Origin of the sequence: Borrelia sp. MN22-0132, assembly GCF_049201035.1 — a bacterium.
GTDB classification, from domain to species: domain Bacteria; phylum Spirochaetota; class Spirochaetia; order Borreliales; family Borreliaceae; genus Borrelia; species Borrelia puertoricensis.
Genome location: NZ_CP138334.1, coordinates 593,233 through 617,090, shown reverse-complemented (window position 1 = coordinate 617,090; position 23,858 = coordinate 593,233). Strand labels below are relative to the sequence as shown.

At 27.9% G+C, this 23,858-nt stretch carries 24 protein-coding genes; 4 read left to right on the top strand and 20 right to left on the bottom strand.

The window, feature by feature from the left end; translation table 11 throughout:
• Positions 1-4: 4 nt before the first annotated feature.
• Genes ftsA through R5397_RS02835 form a run of 14 tightly spaced genes read right to left on the bottom strand, consistent with a single transcriptional unit; the run spans position 5 to position 13,168 of the window.
• Positions 5-1,246, bottom strand: a complete 1,242-nt coding sequence (gene ftsA / locus R5397_RS02900; RefSeq protein ID WP_421622831.1) for a cell division protein FtsA — start codon at positions 1,244-1,246, stop codon at positions 5-7.
• A complete protein-coding gene (locus R5397_RS02895; protein WP_247065477.1) occupies positions 1,246-1,989 on the bottom strand; it encodes a cell division protein FtsQ/DivIB in 744 nt (247 codons plus the stop codon). The genes ftsA and R5397_RS02895 overlap by 1 nt, the downstream gene beginning before the upstream one ends.
• A gap of 48 nt (positions 1,990-2,037) precedes the next feature.
• On the bottom strand, positions 2,038-3,123 hold the full coding sequence (gene ftsW / locus R5397_RS02890; protein WP_421622830.1) for a putative lipid II flippase FtsW: 1,086 nt from the start codon (positions 3,121-3,123) through the stop codon (positions 2,038-2,040).
• Positions 3,124-3,139: 16 nt separating this feature from the next.
• A complete protein-coding gene (gene mraY, locus R5397_RS02885; RefSeq protein ID WP_247065478.1) occupies positions 3,140-4,195 on the bottom strand; it encodes a phospho-N-acetylmuramoyl-pentapeptide-transferase in 1,056 nt (351 codons plus the stop codon).
• Positions 4,196-4,212: 17 nt separating this feature from the next.
• The gene (gene murF / locus R5397_RS02880; protein WP_421622829.1) at positions 4,213-5,604 is read right to left on the bottom strand and encodes a UDP-N-acetylmuramoyl-tripeptide--D-alanyl-D-alanine ligase; all 1,392 of its coding nucleotides are present in this window, start codon (positions 5,602-5,604) and stop codon (positions 4,213-4,215) included.
• A gap of 18 nt (positions 5,605-5,622) precedes the next feature.
• On the bottom strand, positions 5,623-5,904 hold the full coding sequence (locus tag R5397_RS02875) for a hypothetical protein (protein ID WP_247065480.1): 282 nt from the start codon (positions 5,902-5,904) through the stop codon (positions 5,623-5,625).
• On the bottom strand, positions 5,897-6,790 hold the full coding sequence (rsmH, locus tag R5397_RS02870; protein WP_421622828.1) for a 16S rRNA (cytosine(1402)-N(4))-methyltransferase RsmH: 894 nt from the start codon (positions 6,788-6,790) through the stop codon (positions 5,897-5,899). Before rsmH ends, R5397_RS02875 begins: the two co-directional genes overlap by 8 nt.
• The gene (locus R5397_RS02865) at positions 6,783-7,613 is read right to left on the bottom strand and encodes a hypothetical protein (protein WP_421622827.1); all 831 of its coding nucleotides are present in this window, start codon (positions 7,611-7,613) and stop codon (positions 6,783-6,785) included. Before R5397_RS02865 ends, rsmH begins: the two co-directional genes overlap by 8 nt.
• Positions 7,614-7,618: 5 nt before the next feature.
• The gene (locus tag R5397_RS02860; protein WP_421622826.1) at positions 7,619-8,686 is read right to left on the bottom strand and encodes a hypothetical protein; all 1,068 of its coding nucleotides are present in this window, start codon (positions 8,684-8,686) and stop codon (positions 7,619-7,621) included.
• Positions 8,687-8,711: 25 nt separating this feature from the next.
• Positions 8,712-9,470, bottom strand: a complete 759-nt coding sequence (locus R5397_RS02855) for a hypothetical protein (protein WP_421622825.1) — start codon at positions 9,468-9,470, stop codon at positions 8,712-8,714.
• 15 nt (positions 9,471-9,485) lie between these two features.
• Entirely contained in the window at positions 9,486-11,150 is a 1,665-nt protein-coding gene (locus R5397_RS02850; RefSeq protein ID WP_421623060.1) for a DNA repair protein RecN, read from the bottom strand.
• Positions 11,151-11,196: 46 nt separating this feature from the next.
• Positions 11,197-12,033, bottom strand: coding sequence for an NAD(+)/NADH kinase (locus R5397_RS02845; RefSeq protein WP_421622824.1), 837 nt, complete (start codon positions 12,031-12,033; stop codon positions 11,197-11,199).
• Positions 12,023-12,547 (bottom strand): chemotaxis protein CheW, encoded by a 525-nt coding sequence (locus tag R5397_RS02840; protein ID WP_421622823.1) that lies wholly within the window; start codon positions 12,545-12,547, stop codon positions 12,023-12,025. The genes R5397_RS02845 and R5397_RS02840 overlap by 11 nt, the downstream gene beginning before the upstream one ends.
• A 27-nt stretch (positions 12,548-12,574) precedes the next feature.
• The gene (locus tag R5397_RS02835; protein WP_421623059.1) at positions 12,575-13,168 is read right to left on the bottom strand and encodes an SAM-dependent methyltransferase; all 594 of its coding nucleotides are present in this window, start codon (positions 13,166-13,168) and stop codon (positions 12,575-12,577) included.
• A 63-nt stretch (positions 13,169-13,231) separates the two neighbouring features.
• On the opposite strand from R5397_RS02835, the gene R5397_RS02830 reads away from it, so the two are divergent.
• Both R5397_RS02830 and R5397_RS02825 read left to right on the top strand, forming a co-directional pair.
• On the top strand, positions 13,232-14,278 hold the full coding sequence (locus R5397_RS02830; RefSeq protein ID WP_421622822.1) for a polyprenyl synthetase family protein: 1,047 nt from the start codon (positions 13,232-13,234) through the stop codon (positions 14,276-14,278).
• Complete coding sequence (locus R5397_RS02825) at positions 14,275-14,949, top strand: tetratricopeptide repeat protein (protein WP_247065488.1); 675 nt, start codon at positions 14,275-14,277, stop codon at positions 14,947-14,949. Before R5397_RS02830 ends, R5397_RS02825 begins: the two co-directional genes overlap by 4 nt.
• Here the strand turns inward: R5397_RS02825 and R5397_RS02820 are convergent.
• The 5 genes from R5397_RS02820 to R5397_RS02800 form a co-directional block, all read right to left on the bottom strand.
• Positions 14,936-15,742, bottom strand: a complete 807-nt coding sequence (locus R5397_RS02820) for an ABC transporter permease (protein ID WP_421622821.1) — start codon at positions 15,740-15,742, stop codon at positions 14,936-14,938. The two genes, R5397_RS02825 and R5397_RS02820, sit on opposite strands and share 14 nt — an antisense overlap.
• Positions 15,743-16,675 (bottom strand): ABC transporter permease, encoded by a 933-nt coding sequence (locus tag R5397_RS02815; protein ID WP_247065490.1) that lies wholly within the window; start codon positions 16,673-16,675, stop codon positions 15,743-15,745. It abuts the gene before it with no gap.
• Complete coding sequence (locus tag R5397_RS02810) at positions 16,672-18,129, bottom strand: ATP-binding cassette domain-containing protein (RefSeq protein WP_421622820.1); 1,458 nt, start codon at positions 18,127-18,129, stop codon at positions 16,672-16,674. Before R5397_RS02810 ends, R5397_RS02815 begins: the two co-directional genes overlap by 4 nt.
• A 3-nt stretch (positions 18,130-18,132) precedes the next feature.
• Positions 18,133-19,173: a BMP family ABC transporter substrate-binding protein gene (locus R5397_RS02805; protein ID WP_421622819.1), complete on the bottom strand. Its 1,041-nt coding sequence runs from the start codon at positions 19,171-19,173 to the stop codon at positions 18,133-18,135.
• Positions 19,174-19,486: 313 nt separating this feature from the next.
• Positions 19,487-20,494 carry a hypothetical protein gene (locus R5397_RS02800; RefSeq protein WP_421623058.1) on the bottom strand — a complete coding sequence of 336 codons (1,008 nt, stop codon included), beginning with the start codon at positions 20,492-20,494 and terminating at the stop codon, positions 19,487-19,489.
• A gap of 601 nt (positions 20,495-21,095) precedes the next feature.
• On the opposite strand from R5397_RS02800, the gene R5397_RS02795 reads away from it, so the two are divergent.
• Positions 21,096-22,217: a LysM peptidoglycan-binding domain-containing protein gene (locus R5397_RS02795; protein WP_421622818.1), complete on the top strand. Its 1,122-nt coding sequence runs from the start codon at positions 21,096-21,098 to the stop codon at positions 22,215-22,217.
• 94 nt (positions 22,218-22,311) lie between these two features.
• Positions 22,312-22,686: a tetratricopeptide repeat protein gene (locus R5397_RS02790; RefSeq protein ID WP_421622817.1), complete on the top strand. Its 375-nt coding sequence runs from the start codon at positions 22,312-22,314 to the stop codon at positions 22,684-22,686.
• Between the two features lie 20 nt (positions 22,687-22,706).
• On the opposite strand, the gene R5397_RS02785 is transcribed toward R5397_RS02790, so the two are convergent.
• Positions 22,707-23,822: a vWA domain-containing protein gene (locus R5397_RS02785; RefSeq protein ID WP_247065496.1), complete on the bottom strand. Its 1,116-nt coding sequence runs from the start codon at positions 23,820-23,822 to the stop codon at positions 22,707-22,709.
• Positions 23,823-23,858: the final 36 nt, after the last annotated feature.

The following is a 23,858-nucleotide window of genomic DNA, read 5'->3' as shown; positions in this document are numbered from 1 at the left end:
CTGGTCAAAACCACTCTTTCAAAAACCAACCTTTCAATTTTGAAGATATTTTACTTTGTCTCTTAGATTTATTATTTCCCTTCTTTAATTTATTGAATTTTTGCTGTTCATGCTTATAAAGAACAAGACCAAGAGCTGAGGAAAATTTAGGACCAATATATTCCTCTCCAACACCATTAATATTCATTGGGAATCCTATTCTTGATGGATATTTAAATATTTCTTCTGTTAAATTAGAAATACCAGGAAACAAAGAGCCCCCTCCAGTTAAAACAATTCCTCCATTAATCTTATTATAAAGCCCTCTCTTCATTATTTCAGCTTTTATCATCTCAAAGATCTCACTTAATCTTGAATTAATTATTATAGCCAATTCTTTTCGACTTTTCTCTTGAGGCGGTCTGGTTCCAAGATTAGGAATAATAACACTTTCCACTTGACTCTCAAGAGCAGAAATATGAGCAACACCAGCCGTTATTTTAATATTCTCAGCAATATCTTCAGGTACTTTCCACACTTGTGCAATATCAAGAGTAACTCTATTTGCACCTATAGGAATTACTCCGGTATAATAAGGAGAGCCATCAACATAAAGAATTATGTCTGTTGTACCTTTACCCATGTCAACAAACAAAACGCCCATTTCTCTCTCTTCCTTAGATAAAGTAGCATAAGATGAGGCCAAACTTCCAAGAACAATTTCATCTACAGAAAACCCAGCACGATTCACACACCTAACTAAATTCTGACTTGAAGAGCTAGATCCAGTAATAATATGCACTTCACCCTCAAGGCGAATTCCCATCATATCTATTGGATTTTTTATATGAGGAATTCCATCCACAATAAATTCCTGAGGAATCACATGTAAAATTTCTCTATCCATCGGAATCACAATTGCCTTAGCAGCTTCAATAACACGCTCAACATCTTCATTATCAATCTCCCTGGTTTTTGAATTTATTGCAACAACCCCACGAGAATTAGTACCCTCAATACTACTACCTGACATAGACACAGAAAGAGCGGCAATATCACACCCAGAAATAAGCTCAGCCGCTTCAATAGAACTAGAAATTGAATCAAGCGCAGCTTCAATATTTATAAGAACACCTTTCCTCACACCTCTTGATACACTAGTGCCTATTCCAACTATTTCCAACTGATTATTCAAGTTTATCTCAGCTACGACAGTACAAATCTTTGAAGTTCCAACATCTAATCCTACTATCAAATCCCTAGACACTAATCTTCTCCTAACAAAATGATATTACCGCTTCTTAAATCAACAGTATCAGACCTTCCCTTAAGCAAATCAGATATCATGAATACCTTATGCATTACACTTATTAAATCCATATCCGTTGTTATTAATATCTTATTATATATATTTTTTATATACAAAAAAATCTTGTAATCATAAAAATTCAACTTCAAAAAACTAATTTCCGATATTAAATTATACAAAGTATTTTGATTTATTTTAACATAGTTAAGGTTCTTTATAATAGCAAGCATTCTATCTTCTAAAAAATCACCAACTTCATTACCATTTAAATTTAATCCACTAACTATGGGTAAATCATAAATTAAATCTTTACACTTTTCCAAAATTAAACCATCTGAAGCAATAAAATAGTAAATAAAACTTCCATCAACATTCTCATAAGCAGTAACGATAGGAACTCTTCTCTCAATATTAATACTAATTGTATTAGGAAATTTAAGTTTTACCGTCACATTTTTTACCCTTAGATCCCTCATAATATTTTTCTCATAAGCACTAACATCAGCATCATAATAATAAGTATTAGGCTTAATTCCTGAAATACTCAATATATCTTCCTTAGAAATATGAATACTATCATTAAAACTAATGTATCTTATTAGAAAATAAGGAGAAATAAAAATAATAAAAACAATCTCAAGTAGTATAAGAGAAATTATTACATAAATATATATAATCAAAAATTTTCTATAAATCAACATAAATTTAAGCTTAAATTATCATTTTGATAAAACTTCAAACTATTCACATTAAACATCTCTAGAAACATTGGCAATAAGTCCAGAAAGAGCCATTGTAACAACAATAGAAGAACCACCTGATGAAAAAAATGGTAAATTTATACCTGTGGGAGGTAAAAGACCAATTGCAATTAAAATATTCATGATGCTTTGAAGAAAAATTGTAAGACTTGCAATAAACGCAATAAAAAATCTAAATCTGGTTTTAGCAAAAAGAGCAACAAAATACCCAAAATAAAACAATAAAAAAAATAATACAATAGCAAGACAAATTCCAAAAAACCCTAATTCCTCTCCAAGCACAGAAAAAATAAAATCAGAATTAGCCTCTGGAAGTCTGCCAAGCTTTACCTCTCCCATTCCAAGCCCCCTACCCCCAAGACCACCACTCTTAAAAGCATTAAGTGATGCAATTATTTGATATCCTTTTCCCAAAGGATCATCATAAGGATTTAAAAATGCAAAAATTCTAGCAACTCTGTAAGGTTCAAATATCAAAAAAAGAATAGCAATTGGAACAAAAGTAAATAAAATAGCAAAAACATATCCCAATGACATTCCAGAAACAAATAAAACAATAAAGAAAAGCATAGCAAAATAAATAGCCGTTGAATAATCATTTTGCAAAATTATGAGCAACCAAAAAATACCAAAAATTAACATTGGCTTTAGCCAATAAGAAATATTATTATCTGACTTTAATTTAAATCTACTCAAATAACTCGCAAGATAAATCGTAAAAGATACCTTAAAAATCTCTGAAGGCTGAATACTAACGCCTTTTAAAAATATCCACCTTTGTGTTCCTGAAACACTAGGAGAGAAAAAAGTTGCCAAAACTAATGTAAAAGTTACAAGCAATATAATAGAAACAATTGCCTTTAAAAAATCTAAAGAAATCCTTTCAAAGACAACAAATACAATAAAACTTAAAAAAAGATATTTAAGACGCATTAAGAATAAAAAATTAGGATCCCCTGTAAGTTCTAGACTTAAAAAAAATGAAGATGTATAAAATACAACAAGACCATAAGCAATAAGCGACCATAAAACAAGTAAATAACATTTTCTAATAGAGGTTCTCTCTACAAACATAAATATCAATTTAAACTCATCTAATTTTAAGAGTGCTTAAAGCAATTATAGCAAATATTAAACCTATTATCCAAAATCTAATAACAACCTGCATTTCAGACCACCCAAGCTCCTCAAAATGATGATGCAGTGGTGCCATTTTAAAAACCCTTTTCTTAGTCTGCTTATAAACTACAACTTGAATAATTACAGATAAAGTCTCAACCACAAAAACTCCTGCAAGAATTGCAAAAAGAATCTCACTCTTTAAGATTAAAGCTGTCATCCCAAGAACCGCCCCAATTGAAAGACTACCAGTATCACCCATCATTATTTTAGCAGGATACGCATTAAACCACAAAAATCCGAAACTACCGCCAAGCAAAGCTCCAAGGAATACTACAAGTTCTTCAGCACCTTTAATATTTGGAATATTTAAATAAGATGCAAAATCTACTCTACTTGTAAGATATGCAATTATTACTAGAGCTCCTGTTACAACAATACTAAGTCCAATAGCAAGTCCATCAAGTCCATCTGTCAAATTAAAAGAATTAGACGCAGATATTAAAATAAACATCCCAAATGGAATATATAAAACCCCCAAATCTAATTTAAGAGACTTAAAAAAAGGGAAATAAATTATACTAACATGCTCATCGCCAAAATAATAAAGAATAGTAACTGAAATAAAAGAAAACAATATTTGCCCATAAATCTTAAATCGAGGATTAAGCCCATCTGAATTTTTTCTCTTTATTTTTAGCAAATCATCCATAAATCCTAAGTAAGCAAAACTAACCATGACAAAAAGTATAATTAAAAAGTAAATATTCCAAAAATTAATCCAGAAAAATAAAGAAACTAAAACACAAAAAAAAATAAGAATACCTCCCATAGTAGGAATTCCTATTTTCTCACTTAAATGGCGCTTTGGTCCATCTTTCCTTAAGATTTGATCCAGTTTTAGTTTTTTAAGTCTTAAAATAATAAATGGACCAAAAATCAATGCAAGCAAAAATGCAAAAATAGTAGCATAAGCGGTTCTAAAAGTAATATATTTCAACAATCTAAGTCCTAAAAGATAAAACATACCCCCCCCATTAGTCTTTAAAGATAATCAAGAACCCTTTCAAGTCTATTTGATCTTGACCCTTTAATAGCAATAAAACACTCAGATTCCAAATTCTTCACAAAATAATCAATAAAATTTTTAAAACTACTAAAATAAAATAAATTATCTAAGGTTAAATTTTCAATCTTTTTTACTTCTTGAAATTCTTCACCAATGAAAAAAACTTTATCAAAATTCATCAAAATAACTTCCCTAATCGCTGTTTTATGTGCCTCATACGCAAATTTTCCAAGTTCTTTAAAAGCACCAAGAATAATAAATTTTTTACCCCTTATCTCAAGACCCAAAATCATCTCCTTTAAAGCCATAAATGAACCTAAATTACCATTATAAGAATCATTCAAAACCAAATAATCCTTTACTCTTAAAAGCTCTGCTCTACCTTTTTGAAAATCAGCATGCAATAAACCATTACGAATCTCATTTTCACTCAGTCCAAGCAACAAAGCTAAATTAATGCAAGATATTGCATTGAAAATATTATGCTGACCAGGTAATAAAATAGAATAATCAAACCCTTTATAAGTAAAATCATAAAAAAATTTATCATTTACAAATGCAAATGATCTAATTTGAAGACTATGAAAATCAAAATAAAAAATATTAATCCCTGGATTAATAGACTTAGCCATTACTCTTAAACATAAATGATAAGGACAACTCTCATTTAAAATTACTATCTGAGTACTCTTAGTCATGATTTTACCCTTCTCAGCAGTAACAATCTCTAGATCTTCAAAAGCTTGCATATGAGCATAACTTATATTTGTTACAATAACAATTTCGGGATTTAATATTTCAGCAAGGAGGTTCATCTCTCCAACATAGCTAATCCCCACTTCAAAAACAGCATACTCCTCATCTCCCTCGGTTCTCAAAATACTCAAAGGCAACCCAATATCCGAATTTAAATTTCCCCAAGTCTTGCAAGTTTTATATCTCTCTGACAATATGCTGTAAAGCATTTCTTTTGTCGTAGTCTTTCCATTACTACCAGTAATAGCTATCCTCTTAAAACTTGTTCTTTTAATAAAATGTGCTGCTAAGTTTTGAAGGAAAATAACCACATTACTAGTAAGCAAAAAAACCAAATTCTCATCTCTGTTTAAATACTCAACACACAAACTCTCACAATCTTTAGAACACACAAAACATTTAACACCAATATCAATTAAAGATTCGACAAAAGAAAATCCATCCACCCTATCACCTTTATATGCAAAATAAAGACTAGCACTACTATTTTTAGCATTTATTTCACGGCTATCAAGCGAATAAAATGATACAATTTTTTGCATACTACTTACATGACCAACAAATTTAACATCATTTAGAGAATCTAAAATGTCTTCAATTCTTATATGCACCAAAAACCCTCATAGAGTCTATCGTTTAATAACATTTATATCCTTATTATCCTTTTTTTCTAAATTCAAATAATCTTTACTAAGCTCTTCTATCCTATCAATACTTTGAAGTTCATATATTATGGTTAACAACCTAAGATTTTCATCAATAATATTACTTTGTTCATTATCTAAATCTTCAAACTCACGCAACTTTACAACATACCTAAAATTAAGATAAATATTTAAGCATATTATAATTGTTAATATCAGAATTAATAAAAAGTATAATCTAACTTCAATTTTTCCCATTTTACTCATATAATTTTTTAATGACTCTAAGCTTAGCACTTCTTGATGCATTATTAAATCTCTTCTCTTCAAAGCTTGAAATTATAGGCTTTTTAGTAAGTATACAATATTGCTCTTTGCTTAAAGCTTTAAAAAACTCTTTTACAATTTTATCTTCCAATGAATGAAATGTAACAATAGCCAAGACGCCATTCTTTGATAAGCTTCCTACCCATAATGGCAAACTTCTCTTTAAACGAAAAAGCTCATCATTAACATAAATTCTTAACGCTTGAAAAGTTTTAGTTGCCGGATTTATTTTAAGCTTTATCCTAGGATAGGCTTTGCTAACTATGTTCTGCAACTCTCTTGAAGTTTCTATTTTCTTAATTTTTCTATACTCTAAGATAGATTTAACAATTCTTCTAGAATAACGTTCACCACCTAATTCATAGATTAAATTTTCAAGTCTTTTTTTGTCAAAAGTATTGACAATATCATAAGCACTAAGATCTCCAGCACCAGGATTAAGCCTCATATCTAATCTTTCATCTTCAAAAAAAGAAAATCCCCTACCACTCATTTTGTAATGGAACATCGAAATACCAAGATCAGCTAAAATAAAATTGATTTTACTACTTAAAGGATATTCACTAAAGAAATCATCAAACCAAGCATTAAAATATGAAACCCTTCCCTTAAATTCTATAAGAGACTCTTTTGCCCTATTTAAAACAATGTCATCCCTTTCAATCCCAATCACATTTATGTTTTGATACTTCTTAAGCACTGCACTTGAGTGTCCACCTTCACCAAGAGTACAATCAACAAAAACAAACTCATCACTTATATTTGATGCCTCTAAAAGATTAATAATTTCATCAAGAAGTACGGGTATATGAAAAATATTACCCATTAAGTGTAAACCTATAAGTTAAACTATTTTTGGTATTATAAACATCTCCATATTTGATCTTAATTTCATTATAACCGCTAGTAAACTCAAGATTATTTATCTCAATGTTTCCATTATCTCTTTTTATGTTAAAAAGATCTAAACTATAATCCTTATTCTCAAAAACAACATATGAATTACCGTTTAAATACATGCTCTGAAAATCAGCACGAAAAATACTGTTGTTATTTAAAAACACTTCAAAATAGTAAATACCATTAATAGCTTTTGCAACACCAATATCTTTTTTCAAAAAATTTAAAACAAGACCATAATCACCCAATTCTAAATCTAAATCAATATTCTCCTTTAACTCAAACATTGTATCATCCTTACCTTTTAAAAGGATATTACCTAATAAAAAGGAAGAATTGGTATTTAAATTATTTCTATTCTTTATCACAAATAAAGGATTAATTATATGCCCACTATAATGATCAACAACCACTACATCAAAAACTTTATTATCATTCTTTAAAAAGATTTTCTCATTCTTGTATATAAAATCACCAAAAAATTCCAAATTAAAACCCAAATCTTTATCAAAAATGATCAAAACGCTCCCATCATATTCACTAACCTTATTTTTGGAATACAAAATCTTATAATTATTTGAAAAAATAGAAAAGTGTGTATCTAAAGCTCTCAATTTTATACCAATACTTAAAGTATCATCTCTCAATTCTCCAAAATCACTTACCAAATCAAACTTCTCATCCTTGCCAAACTCCAAAAACGCATACAAATTAAAAAAATTAAAGAAAAAAAGAAAAGCAATTATCATTACAACTAAAACCCTAAATACTTTAAATCACTATCATCATTAAAATATAAAATTCCTTTATCAAATTCAACATATGAATTCACCTTATCTTTAAAAAAGATATTATCAAATAAATTATAAGAATCTACAGAATAAGTCCTTATATTGATTATACTACCACTCAAATCATAGAAATATATCCTATACACTCTAGAAAAAGGATCATAAGAGGCTTTTAAAACAGAATTTTTATTATCAACTCTAAAAGTTTTACCACTGTTAATATTAAGTATTAAAAATGAATTTGCAGTCTCAACAAACAAATTATAAAATTTATCAATCTTAAAAAAAGGATTAAAATCCTTAATCTTTAAATTTTTCAAATATAAAAACTGATTATATTCATCCTCTAAGTTAAAAACCTCTAGAGAGCATTCCTCATTCCCTCTTAAAATACATAAATATTTATTATTTAAGCTTAATTTAAGACATATAATTGGCAAACCAACACCTAATAAATCACCACCATAAACCATTTTTCCACGTTTATACACATAAGTCTTGCCATCAGAAAGTCCTAAAGCCAAAACATTATCATTATAATCAATACTTAATATTGAAGCTATAAACTTGACAGACAAAATTCTATTTCCATCTGCTCCATAAACTTCTAAAGCCTTATGTAAATTATTTAAAGCAAAAACAACATTATCTTTTGTAAAAACAAAATCCTTATATGCCAAAGAAAACAAAAATTTATCTGTCTTTCTAGAAAATACAGAATAATTATTTTTAAAACTGTTAATCACATAATAATAGTCTGAAAAACTTACTAAACGATCACTTACAACATGATAATCATATTTATTGAGATCTAGATTCAAAATTTGATCATTAATAAAAACATTACGCCTTGGAACAATATCAACCAAATTATCAGATTTCTTAAAGTGATTAAACTTATAAAAAATTGAAATATCAATCGTTAATTTCAAGATAAAATCAACTAATACTATGAATATCAATAAAAAAATTGATAACAAAAAAATTTTGATCTTTCTAAATCGAGTTGAATTTTCTTTATAAAGATTCACACTTATTAAAATCCTCCCCTCAAACTCACCTACTCTTGCTCAAATCCGACTGAAATTTAACAGACCAAACTTCATAAAATTTTGCAAATTTCTCAGCTATCGCTTTCTGAGAAGTAACAGTAGCTAAAATTTTTCCGGCTTGAATGTAACCCAAAATCTGTTCTGAGAGTCCATAAACCCCATTTACTTCGTATCTCGCCCTTAACAAAAATGCTCCTTCTTCTAGGAGATCTAAAGATTTAATAAGATGAGCTAATTGAACCTTATAAAAAGGACTATCAATAACTAAATTTTTTGATAAATTCTTAAAATCAATAAAATTTTTAACCAAAACAATAAATTTAAGATATATATCTTCTAAAAAGAGAATCGCTTTAGAATCACCTTTGCTAAAATACATTCCCAAATCAATAAGATATCCTAACTTTCTAATAATCAAAAATCGTTCTTCAGGATTTAAATTAAGCACAAATTTATTATCCATAAGTTCGCTAAAAGAAATAAGTAAAACAGGACTTACAAACAACGAAAAATCAGAAATAAAACTAAAGAGATTTACTCGAAAATCATAGTTAACTTTTAATCTAGGCTTTGTATAAAAATAATTTAATGATGCAATATAACTTAGAACATTCAAATTTAAGTTAATAAAATTAACCGTTATACCCGAATCCAGTGCAAGCTTACCGGATTTTTTTATGTCTTTTATGTCTTTTAAAGTTTGCAAAATAAGATCATCAATAAACAAAATTTTTTGATAATTTTCATTATGCACTAAATCCATAAATACCCACTCATATCAATTATTCCCTTTTAAAAGCTCTTCTGCATGTTGAAAGCTAATATCATTAACATTTCCACTAAGCATGCGAGCAACCTCTAAAACACGATCATTATCCAATAATAAACAAGCCTGAACATAAGTTCTATCTTCAATATATTCCTTTTTTAACAAAATATGATAATCTGAAAGACTGGCAATATTAGCAAGATGAGTAACAACAAATATTTGCATATTTTCTGACAATCCCTTTAAATATTTGCCCAAACTCATCCCAGACTCACCCCCTATACCAGAATCAATCTCATCAAATATGATAAGCTTACTCTCATCAACATTCTGCACGATCTTAATAGCTAACATTATTCTTGAAAGCTCACCCCCAGATGCAATTCTATAAATTGGTTGGGCTTTTAGCCCAATATTACTAGAAATTAAAAATTCCACCTCATCTATACCTGTTGATTTGATTTTTACTTCAGAGACTGACACAAAAAACCCTGCATCACCCATATTAAGCTTATGCAAAATCTCAGTTACTCCAGATGCAAATCTTAAAGCAGCAGCCCTTCTAACAATTGAGATATCGAATGCCAATTTTTTCACTCTCTCAAACAAATCATTTAACATTTGCTCTTTACCTAATCTTTCAGTCTCAAAATTAAGTGACAAATCAATAATGTCATCACACCTTTTCCTAAATACTATGACATCCTCAAGACTTGGTCCATATTTTTTGCGAATACGAGAGAGATCATATAGCCTATTCTCTACTGACTCAATTTCCTTCTCATCATAAGTCTTGTCAAAAAGATACCTACCATAAGCTTGACCAATATCTTCAAGTTCATAGTAAGAATTCTTAAGACGATTTTCAAGTTCAAAATAATTATTGTTCACTTCTGAGAGATACTCAGCATTACAAATTACCTTCCTTATTTCACTTAAAGCAGAAACATTACTATTCAAGCTCAAAACACTCTTTAAGCTTGAAAGTGCATTACATAAAGATTCATGATTTTTAAGCTCATTTAACCTAGTCTTTAAAATTTCTTCTTCACCTATTTTAGGATTAAAAGAATCTATCTCATCGGCTATTTTTTCACATTCTTCTTTACTACCTTTATGCAATTTCTCTTTCGAAACAAAATCATCATAATCTTTTAAATATTGAATATATTCTTCATAGACTAATCTATATTTTTCCAGTTGAGAATTTAAATTAGCATAATTATCTAAAATCTTCAAATTATTTGAGGGGTTTCTCAAAATTAAATACTGTTGATTTTGAGAATGCACCTCAATCAACATATTAAAAATTGGCTTTAATATGGTACTAGAAACTGGTTCATTATTAATATAACAATTACTCAAAAGAGTCTCTGAAGATTCAAATATAATTACTCTTTTTATAATAATAAAATCTGGGGCTAATATACCTTTAGAAGACAAATAACCCCTAACATCACCATTCACCCTAAACTTGGCAAGTAAAACACATTCCTGTTCTCCACTAGTAATTATATTACTTTTAATTTTTTCACCAAATAAATAATAAATTGATGATAATAATAAGCTCTTTCCACTTCCAGACTCACCTGTGAACGCTACCAACCCCGTACTTAGTTTCATAGAAACCTCTTTAACTAAAACAAAATTTTTTACAAAAAGTTCAACTAACATATAAAATTTCAAAACAAGTTATATCTACATTACAAAACGCCATACATTATAATAACTTATTTTTAAGTCTTCTAACAAAAGTATCTGTACAAAATGATGCAAAACGTAAACTCTTATTATCAAGTCCCAACTCAAAAATAATATCAACCCCAAACTTACCAATATTAACGCCATCAACGAAAATTGATGCTGAGTTTAACGCATATCCCTTCTGAAATGAAAGTGAAAGTTTACTCCCGCTTGAAAAAATAAAGGAACGATTATAAAAAGAATGTGGGGAAATAGGAGTTAAGATAAAAGCCCGAAGATCTGATTCTAAAATAGATCCACCTGCCGAGAAAGAATATCCGGTTGAACCTGTAGGAGTTGCAAATATTATTCCATCACTCCTATATGAGAGAAAATCTTCTGAATTAACCCTAAGATTTACATAAATCAACTTATTAATAACACTAGAACGAATAATTACATCATTTAAAGCATATTTGGTAAACACATTATTTCCATTCTCATAAGCACTAATACTAAGTAAATATTTACTATGAATAACTAAAGAATTATCAAAAAACTTATCTATGACCTCTTTAAAATCAATAGGTTTTATGTCTGCTAAAAATCCTACCTTGCCTAAATTTATTGAAATAATTGGAATATCAATATCATTCTTCAAAAGCAAGCTACTAGCTAATAAAACCGTACCATCTCCGCCCAAAGTTATTGCAAGAATCAAATTATCTTTAGTTAACACCTCTGAAGATTTATCAATTCCTGCAAATAAGCTTAAAACACCATATTTATGTTTTAAATATTTTTGTATTTCACAAGCAAGAACCTCGGCATCTAAATTTGAATAATTTACGTAAATGAGAACCTTACTCTTCATTATTCTCCTTATATGGAATCCGTGCAAATTCACCCTTGTCAAATATCCGTTCAATATCAATTAAAATTAAATATTCACTCTCAAAATTTTCCTCATTATCAATTTTAACAACACCAGATATGTATTTTCTATCTAAAGTTTGCAAGGTCGCAGGAGGTTCTTGTACCTTTGATCTATCAAAACTAATAACCTTGAGAACTTTATCTACAAATATTCCTAAAAGCTTATCTTTGATATTCACTATTAAATAACCTGTTAAAAGTTTATCTTCCTCCGTTACATAAACAGAAGAAATTTTAAATCTAATATTTAAATTTATTAAAGGGATAACACTCCCTCTAAGATTATAAATACCCGTAATATAATCAGGAACATTGGGTATTGCATATATACCTTCCAAAGGAACTTTAATTACTTCCCTAATGTGATCTATTGCAACCCCATAACTCTCTTTGCCTATTTTAAAACATGCAACTTGTAAATGAGACTTTTTTTCCATAAATTTTTCTTTCATAAAGATATCCCAACACCCTTAAATAATTTAAATATTTGTATCTAACTTAATAAAATCCTTAGATAAAAAATAAATCTCAAAAGAACTCTTCCGCACAGCTTTAGGTCTAATTTTTTTGACAATCTTAAAACAACTCTTAAGCTTATAAAAAATTTGCTCTTCCTCGCCTCCTTGAAAAACCTTAAGTAATAAATTACCACCTTTTACCAAAATTCTAGACGCCAATTCAACTATTCTCATATTCAAATTAAAAGAATTACTTGTATCAACTAATCTATTACCAGTAGTCTTAGGAGCCGTATCACTTATAATTAAACTATAAGGGGCAAAAGTCTCGATCTTTTGACAAACCTCATCAATATATATATTACCTTTGATAAAATAAAAATTATTAGTAAAATTAAGATCTATATCATTAAGGTCAACTGCAACAAGTACCCCATCCTTAAGATTGCCATAAGCATACTGAGAAAAACTGCCAGGAGACGCTCCAATATCCAATATATTGCCAGAAAGAAACAAAGAAAATCTCTTATCAATTTCTATCAACTTATAAACAGATCTAGCAAGATATCCTTCTTCTTTAGCTCTTCGTGAATATTCATCAATAACATTATACATATCAACGCTCTGCAATACACTCAATCCATTATACTTTTTATTATTTTTATTATAATTATAATTATGCAAAATAAATCATTTTTAGATAAGATCGAAAAAAATATTAATAATATATTCGAACAAGATCATTTTCTCAATTTATTTAAAGACAAAGATTTAAAGCTAAAACTTAATATACAAAAAAACACAATAAAAACAATTAAAGCCCCAGCTATTGAAATAATAAATAGAGGGGGAAAGAGAATAAGACCAATGCTAATGATTTTACTAGCATATGCATTAGGATATAATAACAAAAATACTGAGAATCTATACAAACTAAGCATGCTACTTGAATTACCTCATTCTGGAAGTTTAATTATTGATGACATAGAAGATGGGGCTATTAAAAGAAGGGGTAAACCTGCTATTCACTTAATTTATGGATTAGATAACAGCATTAATACAGCTAATTTAATTTACTTTCTGCCTGCAAAATTAATACAAACTTCTAAATTTAAAAAAAGTCAAAAACTATTAATTTATGAAAATTTTTTCACAACGCTATCAAATCTTCACCTAGGACAAGGAATTGATATCGCATTGCACAATGGGACATATATTCCAAACATTGACGAATACATATCTTTAGTAGAACTTAAAACAAGCTGCCTTTTTGGAATGGCTGGATTTTTAGCCGGAATACTTACAAACAATGAAAATAAAGCAAAAAATCTTTACAACACATTTCTAAAACTTGGAACCTGTTTCCAAATAATAGACGATATCAAAAACATTAAAGATGGAATTAACGGCAAAGATTTTGGAGATGACTTAATTGAAGGAAAAAAAAGTCTGCCCATAATATACTTTTTAAAAGAAAAACTATTGAATGAGCAAATCATTCAAGAATTAAACGCAATTAAAAATAAATCTATAAATGAATCAAAAAAAGAAATATTAAGATTTAGCAATATGATTAACTCATCAAGTGCCATTCAAGATTCTGCAAATCTTGCAATGTCATACCTTAATAAATTTATAGAAGAATTAAATTCATACGCATTGATAAAGAAGTATAAAGATATGATAATGGACATTGTAAAGAAAATAAAAGGGGAAAATTTATGAGAAAATATGCAATAACGATAGTTTGGATGAATATCATTGCTTCTATTTATGCAACAATTCCTACAGAAGATATAAATAAAATAGATGAACTTTATACAAAATCAATGTTACTCAAAGAACTAAAGAAATATAATCAATCCAAAGCATTATTAATGCAAATTATCAATACAGATCCAAAACAAGTTGATGCATATTTACTGATCGCAGAATTAGAATACTTGATGAATAACTGGTTACAAGCAATCGAACAAACAAAAACTTATCTACAAATAATTGATTTTAAAGATACAAAAAATTATCTTGATATTTCATGGGCATATTTTCTCATAGGGGAATCAAGAAACTCAATGGACTATATAATGCAATTTATTCAAGATAATAAAGAACTACTAAATACTAATATATACATATTAATTGATACTATTTTAAAAAAAGGATTTTATCATTTCATACAAGATGAAGACTTAATATTTAATCTGATAATAAATACTCTTTTCCAAATAGAAACATATGATGACATCATATTTACAATTTTTCTAAACAATTTAGACATCATCAAACAAATGCCCTTTTATGAATTCAATAAAATTAAAATACAAGATTTAGAATTACAAATTCGTGCCTTAAAAAGGCTCAAAAATTCGATAAATGATATTGCTAAAACAGGTTAGTTTTTCTAAAAAATGAAACAAATACATTAATTAATATAGCCATATAAAAGGGCAAAGAAAGGGCAAAATAAGAATTAACATAATCCTGAAAATTAAAAAACTCGTATTCAATAAATATCATCAAAAATGCACTTGGAAAAATGAGCCAAGGATTTGCAAATGCAATATACAGTATACAAATAGCAAGCCAACCATTATTTAACCCCAAATCATAAGAATAAACATTAAAATTGATAGCAAGAAATGAACCTGCAATACTTGCCGAGATTACGGATACAAAAATAGCAAAAGATTTAAAGTAATTACTAGTTCGTTCACCTAAGATATTTTCATAATCATTCGAGCGAATAAACTCAAAAACTACTCTGACTCTTGAATAATTTAGTATATAAATACTAAAACTTAAAAAAACGAAAAAAAATATAACAAAAAAAATAATAGCAAAATTATTAGAAATATTTAAACTAAATCCTGGAATAAAATTGAAATTAGCTTTCATTAAAACCCTAACTAAAAAATGACACAATATGTTAATTCCTATACCCGTTATAAAGATGTTATAACCAATTACTACAATAAAAGACAAAAAAAAACCAAAGATCAAACTAATAAAAATCGTCATAACAACTGAAGCAAATATTCCATACCCCAAATAAATAAAAAAAGATGTTAGAAAAACAGATAAAAAAGAAATTCCTTCAATAGATATATTTAAAAGTCCTACTCTCTCAGCATAAAGAATTCCAAGAGCCAAATATGCAAATACTATAGAATGCAAAAAAACACCAAACATTTATTTTTTACCCGAATTAATTAAAAACAATGCAATAAAAATCGATATAGCTTGATATAAACCAATAAATTCAAATTTAAACGAATAATTTATTTTAAGATAATTATTAAATTCATTCAGCATTGCAAAAAACAAACTAAAACATAATACATACATATAATTAAATCCTGAAACTACAGCAACAACAAATCCATTCCAGCCAAACCCAGCGGTTAATCCTAAAAATAAATAATTCTTAAAAAAAATTAAAAATATTGAACCCACAAGACCATTTAAAAAAGCACTGGTAAATACCGTACAAAACTTATACTTAAACTCATTAATGCCGAAAAATTTACTTAATGGCTTTCTATCATTCAATATCTCAAGTCTTAATCCCAAAATAGTTCTCTTATGAATAAATACATAACATCCCCAAACCAAAATACTAAATAAAAGCAAATATGGAAAAGCAGTATTAATAGTGAATATCTTATCAATACTTTTTGTCTGATTTAAAAGTCCATTCGAGCCTAAAAGCTTTGATATAAATCCATCAACTAATCTCTGATTTCCATAAGACATTAAAAGACCTGTAAGCATACCATTTACCCCACAAAAAAATGTCAATAAAAAAGGAATAATTCCTATAACACCAACTAAAAACGAGCTTAAAATTATTATTAATACAAAATTAAAGTATGTAAGTCCACAAAAATCACAAAATACATATGATAAAAACGCTCCAAAATAAACTTGACCTTCATCACCAAGAGTCAAACTATTACTTCTAGCACAAGTTGAGATTCCTGTCGCAATTAATAAGAGCAATATAAAGTTCCACAACATTACTTTCATATAAGAAAAACTAAAAAAACCATCAAAAAAATAGCTAATACTCAACACACTCAGTGAAAATATTAATAAAATATACTCTCTTCTAAATGCCATCATATAAACAACATTTCCTTTAAAGCCTCTTTGTTGATATGTTCTCTTTTCAATCTCAATATAACCTCACCAGCCTTTATTGCCAAAACATCATCAGATAAAAGCAATAACTCATCTAAATTAGGAGTAATTAGTAGGACAGGCTTTTCATTAGAAAAACTACGAATAAAATTAGATGTCTCACTATATGCTCTATAATCTAAATTACTAAGAGGTGAAAAACAAATTAAAAAGCTCTTTGTAATATACTTTTCTCTCAAAAGAGCAAGTTTTTTTAAAGTTCCTCCAGAAAATGATAAAGACTTAGAATAAAAAGTCTTTAGTATCTTACTATCACAATATTCCATGTTGTTTCTAAAAAATCTTTTAAGATCATTAATAATAGACTGTTTAATAAAAATCTCATTTTCAAAACTCATTATTTTGGCCAAAAAGCTATCCAATATAGTCATATTATCAGAAAATAAATTACCAATTCCTAAAGGTAAAAACCCAGCCTTTAACTCATAAAAATTAATATATTCATATCTATACCCATTCATCTTTATACATCCTACAAATGGGAGCTCGCCTAAGAACAATTTTTCCCATGTTTTTATTACTGCCTCTTCTGCAATAATTCCTAAAACTCCTCTTTTTTTCAAAGAAAAACTAATATCATACTTCCAAAAATCTTCAAAAAACAAATTAAATTTTATAAAATCCTCATTTAGCCCACCACGCCTGATACTTATAGAAATAAATTTATCAGCAGGAATTTCAAGCTTGCTAAGTATTATCTCTTTATTTGTCGTTCTAAAACACTTCCCCTCTTTTAAAATAATAAATTCATCACTAAATTTTATGGCATCGCCAATTTCTCTATGAGTAATAAAAAGAGAAGTAATACCTGACCTTTTAAGAGCTTGAAGCAATTTAATAAACTCTTTAGCCTCTTTTTGAGAAAAATAAGAAACACTCTCATCGAAAATAATAATCCTTGCATTTTTTTTCAGGGAAGAAATAATAAGCAAAAAATAGATTTCTTTAATATTCAAATCTTGTATTCTAGTCTCTAGATTAAAAGCAATATTATAAAATTGCCTAAGCCATTTATAATATCTATAGGTATGGGATTTATTCATTGGCATAAAAAATTGAGAATCAAACCAATACACACTAAGATATTCCCAAACTTTTAAGTTCATATCAAGTTTTGGAATCTGAGACACAATATAAATACCATTACTCTTTGCCACATCTACATTCCAATTTTTTTGCCTAATATTATTTACAAGTACATCACCACTATCAAAACGAATAAATCCAGCTATAATTTTTGATAAGGTACTCTTACCTTCCCCATTTCTCCCAATTACAGTCAAGATTTTAGATTCCTCAATTCTTAAATTAACACTATCTAGAATAGGTTTTTCAACATCTGGAAAAAATTTTACTATGTTTTTAAACTCTACCATAAATTATTCTAAATTTATTTTGATCTCAGTATCATGCATCTCTTTCATTTTTTCCTCAAGTCTTTTTTTAAGTTTTGAATCGGTCTTCTCTAAATAAAACTTATTTAACAAATTAAATGAAACCCCCCTTTCTTTAAAGCCAAGAACCTTATAAGTTCCATATTTAAGCTCCCCTTTAAGGGCTTTTTCCAAGACTTTCTCTAAATAAAATCTTTGATTTGTAACGCCTGAACCAATAATATTATCTTTATTATTTAAATAATCTTCACCATCAAAAAGAACAGCAAAAACACCATGTTCACGAACCGATGAGAGAACTCCTTTAATAGCTGTACCCACAATTGGAAGAACCACAGAAACTCCTAAGTCTAAAATTAAAGAGTCAGATAAAACTTTTACCCTATTGCTATCATGCCAATTTCCTAAAGTTCTAAAGAACACTTCTGAATCTAAAACCTCTTTAATTCCATTCTTGAAATAAGGAAAAATATAATTATTCATAACAGGATATTCTTGACCAGCAATCAAGGCAACATTTTTATTATATAAGTTAGAACTTTTTAAAAATAAACCCACATAATAACCCAATATGTAAGCTTCTTCTGCAACATTATAGGAGAGTGAATACACTTGTGGGTTAGTATTTTTAACTAAAGAATCAAAAATCAAGAACTTAGTATAAGGATAATTGGAAGAAACCCTATCAATAATTCCTTGCATTGCATTATTTGACGTTATTAAAAAATCATAATTGTTGGAATTTAATAACTTTTCGAGTAATTCTATCCATTCATGCTGATTAAACCCAGCTTCAAACAACCGAATATCAATATCACTTTTATTTTTTTCAAATTCAATTAAAAAATCATACATTGCTTTATAAGAAGGGGAACCACTAATGATTCCAGGAATAAATAATGCAATTTTCCTATTAGATGAAGACCTAGGTTCCCTAATTCTAAAAAAATTAATATAAACAAATAAAAACAAACAAATTAGTGAAACGAAAACACAAAAAATCCTAAAAAAAAGAGCTTTACTCACAAAGACAAAACACCTTTTTCTCATAAAATAAACCTTTTACATATGAGAACAAAATAGCATAAAATCAAAAACCTAAAACGCACAATACACCAACTTTTTCAAAAAAGTTTCTTTGTAAAAAGATACCATAAAAACCTCTATCACGTCCAATTCTATATCCGATTTTTGCTTAAAAACACCAGAATTGGATCAATATAACAAGAAACTTATGAACAAAAACTCAATGAAATAAATAGCCTAATTCAAATTAAAACCATTAATCTTGAAGATAGGAATTTTTACCAATACTTCATAATCACAACATTTATCAAAATTAAAACTCCCTAGGTCTTAACAAAAAAAATTCATTAACACTTAAATTACTAGGAATATCACCATTTGTACGAATTAAATACATTTTAAAAAAATGAACTGTTTTAAAAAACTTCTTTGTTAAAGACGAGCGATTTTTTTTATAATATTCCAAATATTTTAAAACAGCCCCATTGACACTCACCTTATCAAACACATCAGAAGAACGCTTAACAATATCTTCTATAAAAAAAAACACATTAGCCAAATAAATAAAATTATTAAAAAGAATACCTATACGGCCTCTTAAATAATTGACATAATTTATCATGTCAACTCTATTCCCTAAAGTATAATTTTTATCTTCTAAACTCCACTTTGAATATATTGTACTAAATTTAGGATCTCTTACCAAATAATCATATACAAAATCAAATCTAAAACTATCTTCAACATATTTTAAAAATATGTAAGTCAAACGACTATCATTTAGAGAAACAAAATTTTTACGAGACATTTCTTTCATATTTTCAATTACATTTTGAAATACAGAATCACTGGTTTTATATAAAAAAGAATTATTATCCCAAAGTAAAATACTAGTGCCTGCTGAAATCCAATATTCATCCTTGTTATAATGTTTAAGAACTCCATCAAAAACACTAACAAAATAATTATTAAAGTATTCACAATTTACATAAAATTTTGCCGGAGAATCTGTCATAAAAAAATAATTATTTAAATCTACAGAAAATGAAGAACCTTGCACAACTTCATAAATAACCACATCTAAACTCCCCTTAAATAGATATATTTTTGCATCCTGCATATCTTTAAGAGAAGAATAACAAATAAGACCATGGGTATTAGAATACAAGGTTAAATCTGATGCAATACCATTTATCCCATACAAACCTATTTTAATTTTAGAATTATCTCCCACTTCAATAAAATCATATTCAAAAATTTCATCCCCCAAATTTAATTTAACAGGAATAGTATTCCTTACAATATTAATCTGTCCTTCCATTTCTTTAATAGACGCTACTTGAGAGAACAACGTCACTTGTAATAATAAAAGTAAAAGGATAATAACATATGATTTCACAATCAAATTTTCCTCTTTTCTAAAACCTTATAAGCTTAATTATATCTTTTTTAAAGAGATTTACTAACTTTAACAAAAATGAAAAATACGTTATACTTTTTAAGAAAGTATAAAAATAATATTTTATACTAAGCCTGTTCTTTTAAAGAACCTAAAACGTAATAAAACTACAATTTATGTAGTCAATCTTATGTCAAAAGGATGTACTTATGATGAAAAAAAACAAATTACTATTTTTAATGTTATTAGTATTTGCTCTTTCTCTAATTTCATGTGAAACCCCACCAGAAGAAAGAACATGTGGAGATGCTAAAATTTCTAAGGCATACTAAAGCAAGGGTTAGAGTATTGATATAATAAAAATAAAACTTAAATATACACAGTTATACAATAAAAAATTGTATAATGTTAAATTGTGTAATAATATACTAATTAGAGGCTTTATGCAAAGATAAAAGAATTAATGTCTAAAAAGCAAAGTTCTTAATTTATGTAGTCAATATCACACAAGAAGGATGTATTTATGATAAAAAAAAGCAAATTATTATTTTTAATATTATCTGTATTTGCTCTTTTCTTAATTTCATGTAAGACCCCACCAGAGGATACAAAAAATGCAAACTCCAAAATTTCAACTAAAGAAACTGGGGATATAAAAAGAGACATTGAAGATATAAAAAACGGAGTCTTAAGAGAAAGAGGAAATCTTTTTTATTCTAAAGAATTTAATGAGACTGAAAAGATTGAAAAAGAAATGCACAAAAAATTTGCAAAGGGAAAGATTAAAGAAGGTAATGAAATTGCCCTAAAGGTATTAGAAAGGTACAGAAATATCGCAAGAGATATAACAGAAAAAAAAGAAAAAATAAACTATTTGAAAGAAAACATTGAAAAATACTTAAATGATGCTGAAACTAATGAAGCATACATATGGATCCCATTAGAAATAGACGAAGTAAATAACTTATATTTCGAAGCAACAAGAAAATATAAAATGTATGATATCGAAAGCTCTCTTGGAATGTATAGTAAAACATTTAATAAAGCACAACAAGCTGCTAAAAAGGCAAAAGAAGCAAGAGCTCTTAAAGAAACGGAAGAGAGAATGTATAAACAATTAAAAGCACTGGAAGCTGCTTCTGAACTCCCCGTTTACAGAAACAATAAACTCATTAAACCATCACCATGGAATGGAAGAGCGCTTCTTAAAGATAAAGGTGAACGCATAAATCTTTTAAACCCACAAAATGAAACTTACTTACTTGGACAAATGGATTCATTAGTACTTGCTTATGAAGAAAATACTGAAGAAGTAAAAACTCCAGACCCAAATAAATTTAAAACACTCCAGCTTATTGAAAAAGCCAGACAACTATGGGAACAAGGACTTGAGGCTAAAAATCTCAATAATCTTAGACTTGCAAATGAATTATTCTTAGATTCTGCAAGATATCTAAAAGCCTATCAAAGTCACTCAAGTAAAGAGTTATATATAATTAAAATAGGAAACACCTTGTGGGGTATTTCTAAGAAATTGTACAACGACCCTTACCTATGGCCAAAAATTTGGTTTGCAAACAGACAAAAAATTCAGAATCCAGATTTAATACATGAAAATTGGAAAATAATAATTCCTTCTAAATAAAACAAAAAAGAAAATAAGCTTATGCTTGTTTTCTTTTTTTATATCTAATAAAATTAATCTAAATAAATTTTATTATAAAATAAGAGAATCAAAAATGAACAAACTAGTACTAATAAGTATCCTATTCTTTTCCTGCTATACAGTAACCCACTTAAACAAACAACTTACAAAAGACACTCCTTACAGCATTTACCTAAGAGAAGCTCAAAAAGCAACAAATATTAACGATTATCAATCTGCTTTAAAGATATATGAAAAAATGATTGAAAATTATAAAGAAAATGAAAGCATCGTTGCCATAGGAAAGTATGAAATCGCATTCATATATTATGTGACAAATAAAAACAATACAGCAAAAAAGCTCTTTGAAGAATTAATACAATCTAACATACAAACACCTAAATGGGTCATTCCCTTATCTCAAAAGATAATAGAGAAAATACAAAACAAACAAAAAAATAAATCATAATACACAATTAATGCAAACCACTACTTAAGTAATATTCCATAAATTGTAATATCTTTTTCCTTAGCAGATCTAATAACATCCTCATAAACTATAGGTCCTCGGGGATATTCATGGGGAGGTGCATTACCTAATACGATAATAAACCTATTATCTGCTTTCCAATCAAATTGAGTAACAGCTGCATTAATTCCCTCAAATACTGCCTCAGGATAATCTCCCCCACCACCCACACTAATATCTTCAAGAACATTATTTAAATATTCCTTATTATTAAAATCAAAAGATCTTGTTAAAAAATCTTCAAGATAATCCTTATAAAATACAAAACCTACTCTATAAGATCTATATTGACTTAATTGCGGTTCTATCATAGAGAAAAGATGTTCTCTTAAAATTTCGATATGATTTTTCATGCTATCAGTCACATCAATAACAAAAACAAGATCTAAATCAGCAAACGGATCTTCTGATTTTTCTAGAATATTTTTTATCTTATCAACAAGATCAAGTCCTTTTTTTGCAACAACAACATCATCTGCAAACCTAGAAAATTCTTTTTTTAAATCATTATTATCAATTGTATTTTCTAGTTGAATGTCTCCAAAGAATAACTCATAAGCATTATCCTTATACTGACCTAAATAATCATTATATTTTTTCTCAAAAGTTCTAATTGAAAACCAAAAAGGATCTTTTTTTCTCTTTAGAACTTCTAAATCGATATCACCACTCCTTGTCGAAAATTTAGGAAAACCGTATCTCAACTTTTTAGGTATTAAGATATGAAAAGCCTGTCCAAATCTTCTATTTTGAACAGGTGTAGAAGATGTTAATGATAAGAGATGTCTATTTTGAATAACCCTACCATTTAAAATTCTAATCTCATCCCCATTAATTCTATTATACTCCAATGTTCTAAATGAATAAGTAGAAACGTCTTTACTCTTATCTGGAATTTCAAAAGACTCAGTTAAAATAACCGATTTAATATCTGGCTTTTTTCTTATAAAAAGATGAAAACCATCTTCATGCGCTTCAACATATACATCATCAATATTAATATTTAAGTGATCATTCATTGAAGAAAATAAATTAAATACAATAAATAAGGAAATAATAAAGTAAGCTTTTCTCATATAAATCCTTACACGTTAATTAGGCAACCTTATATG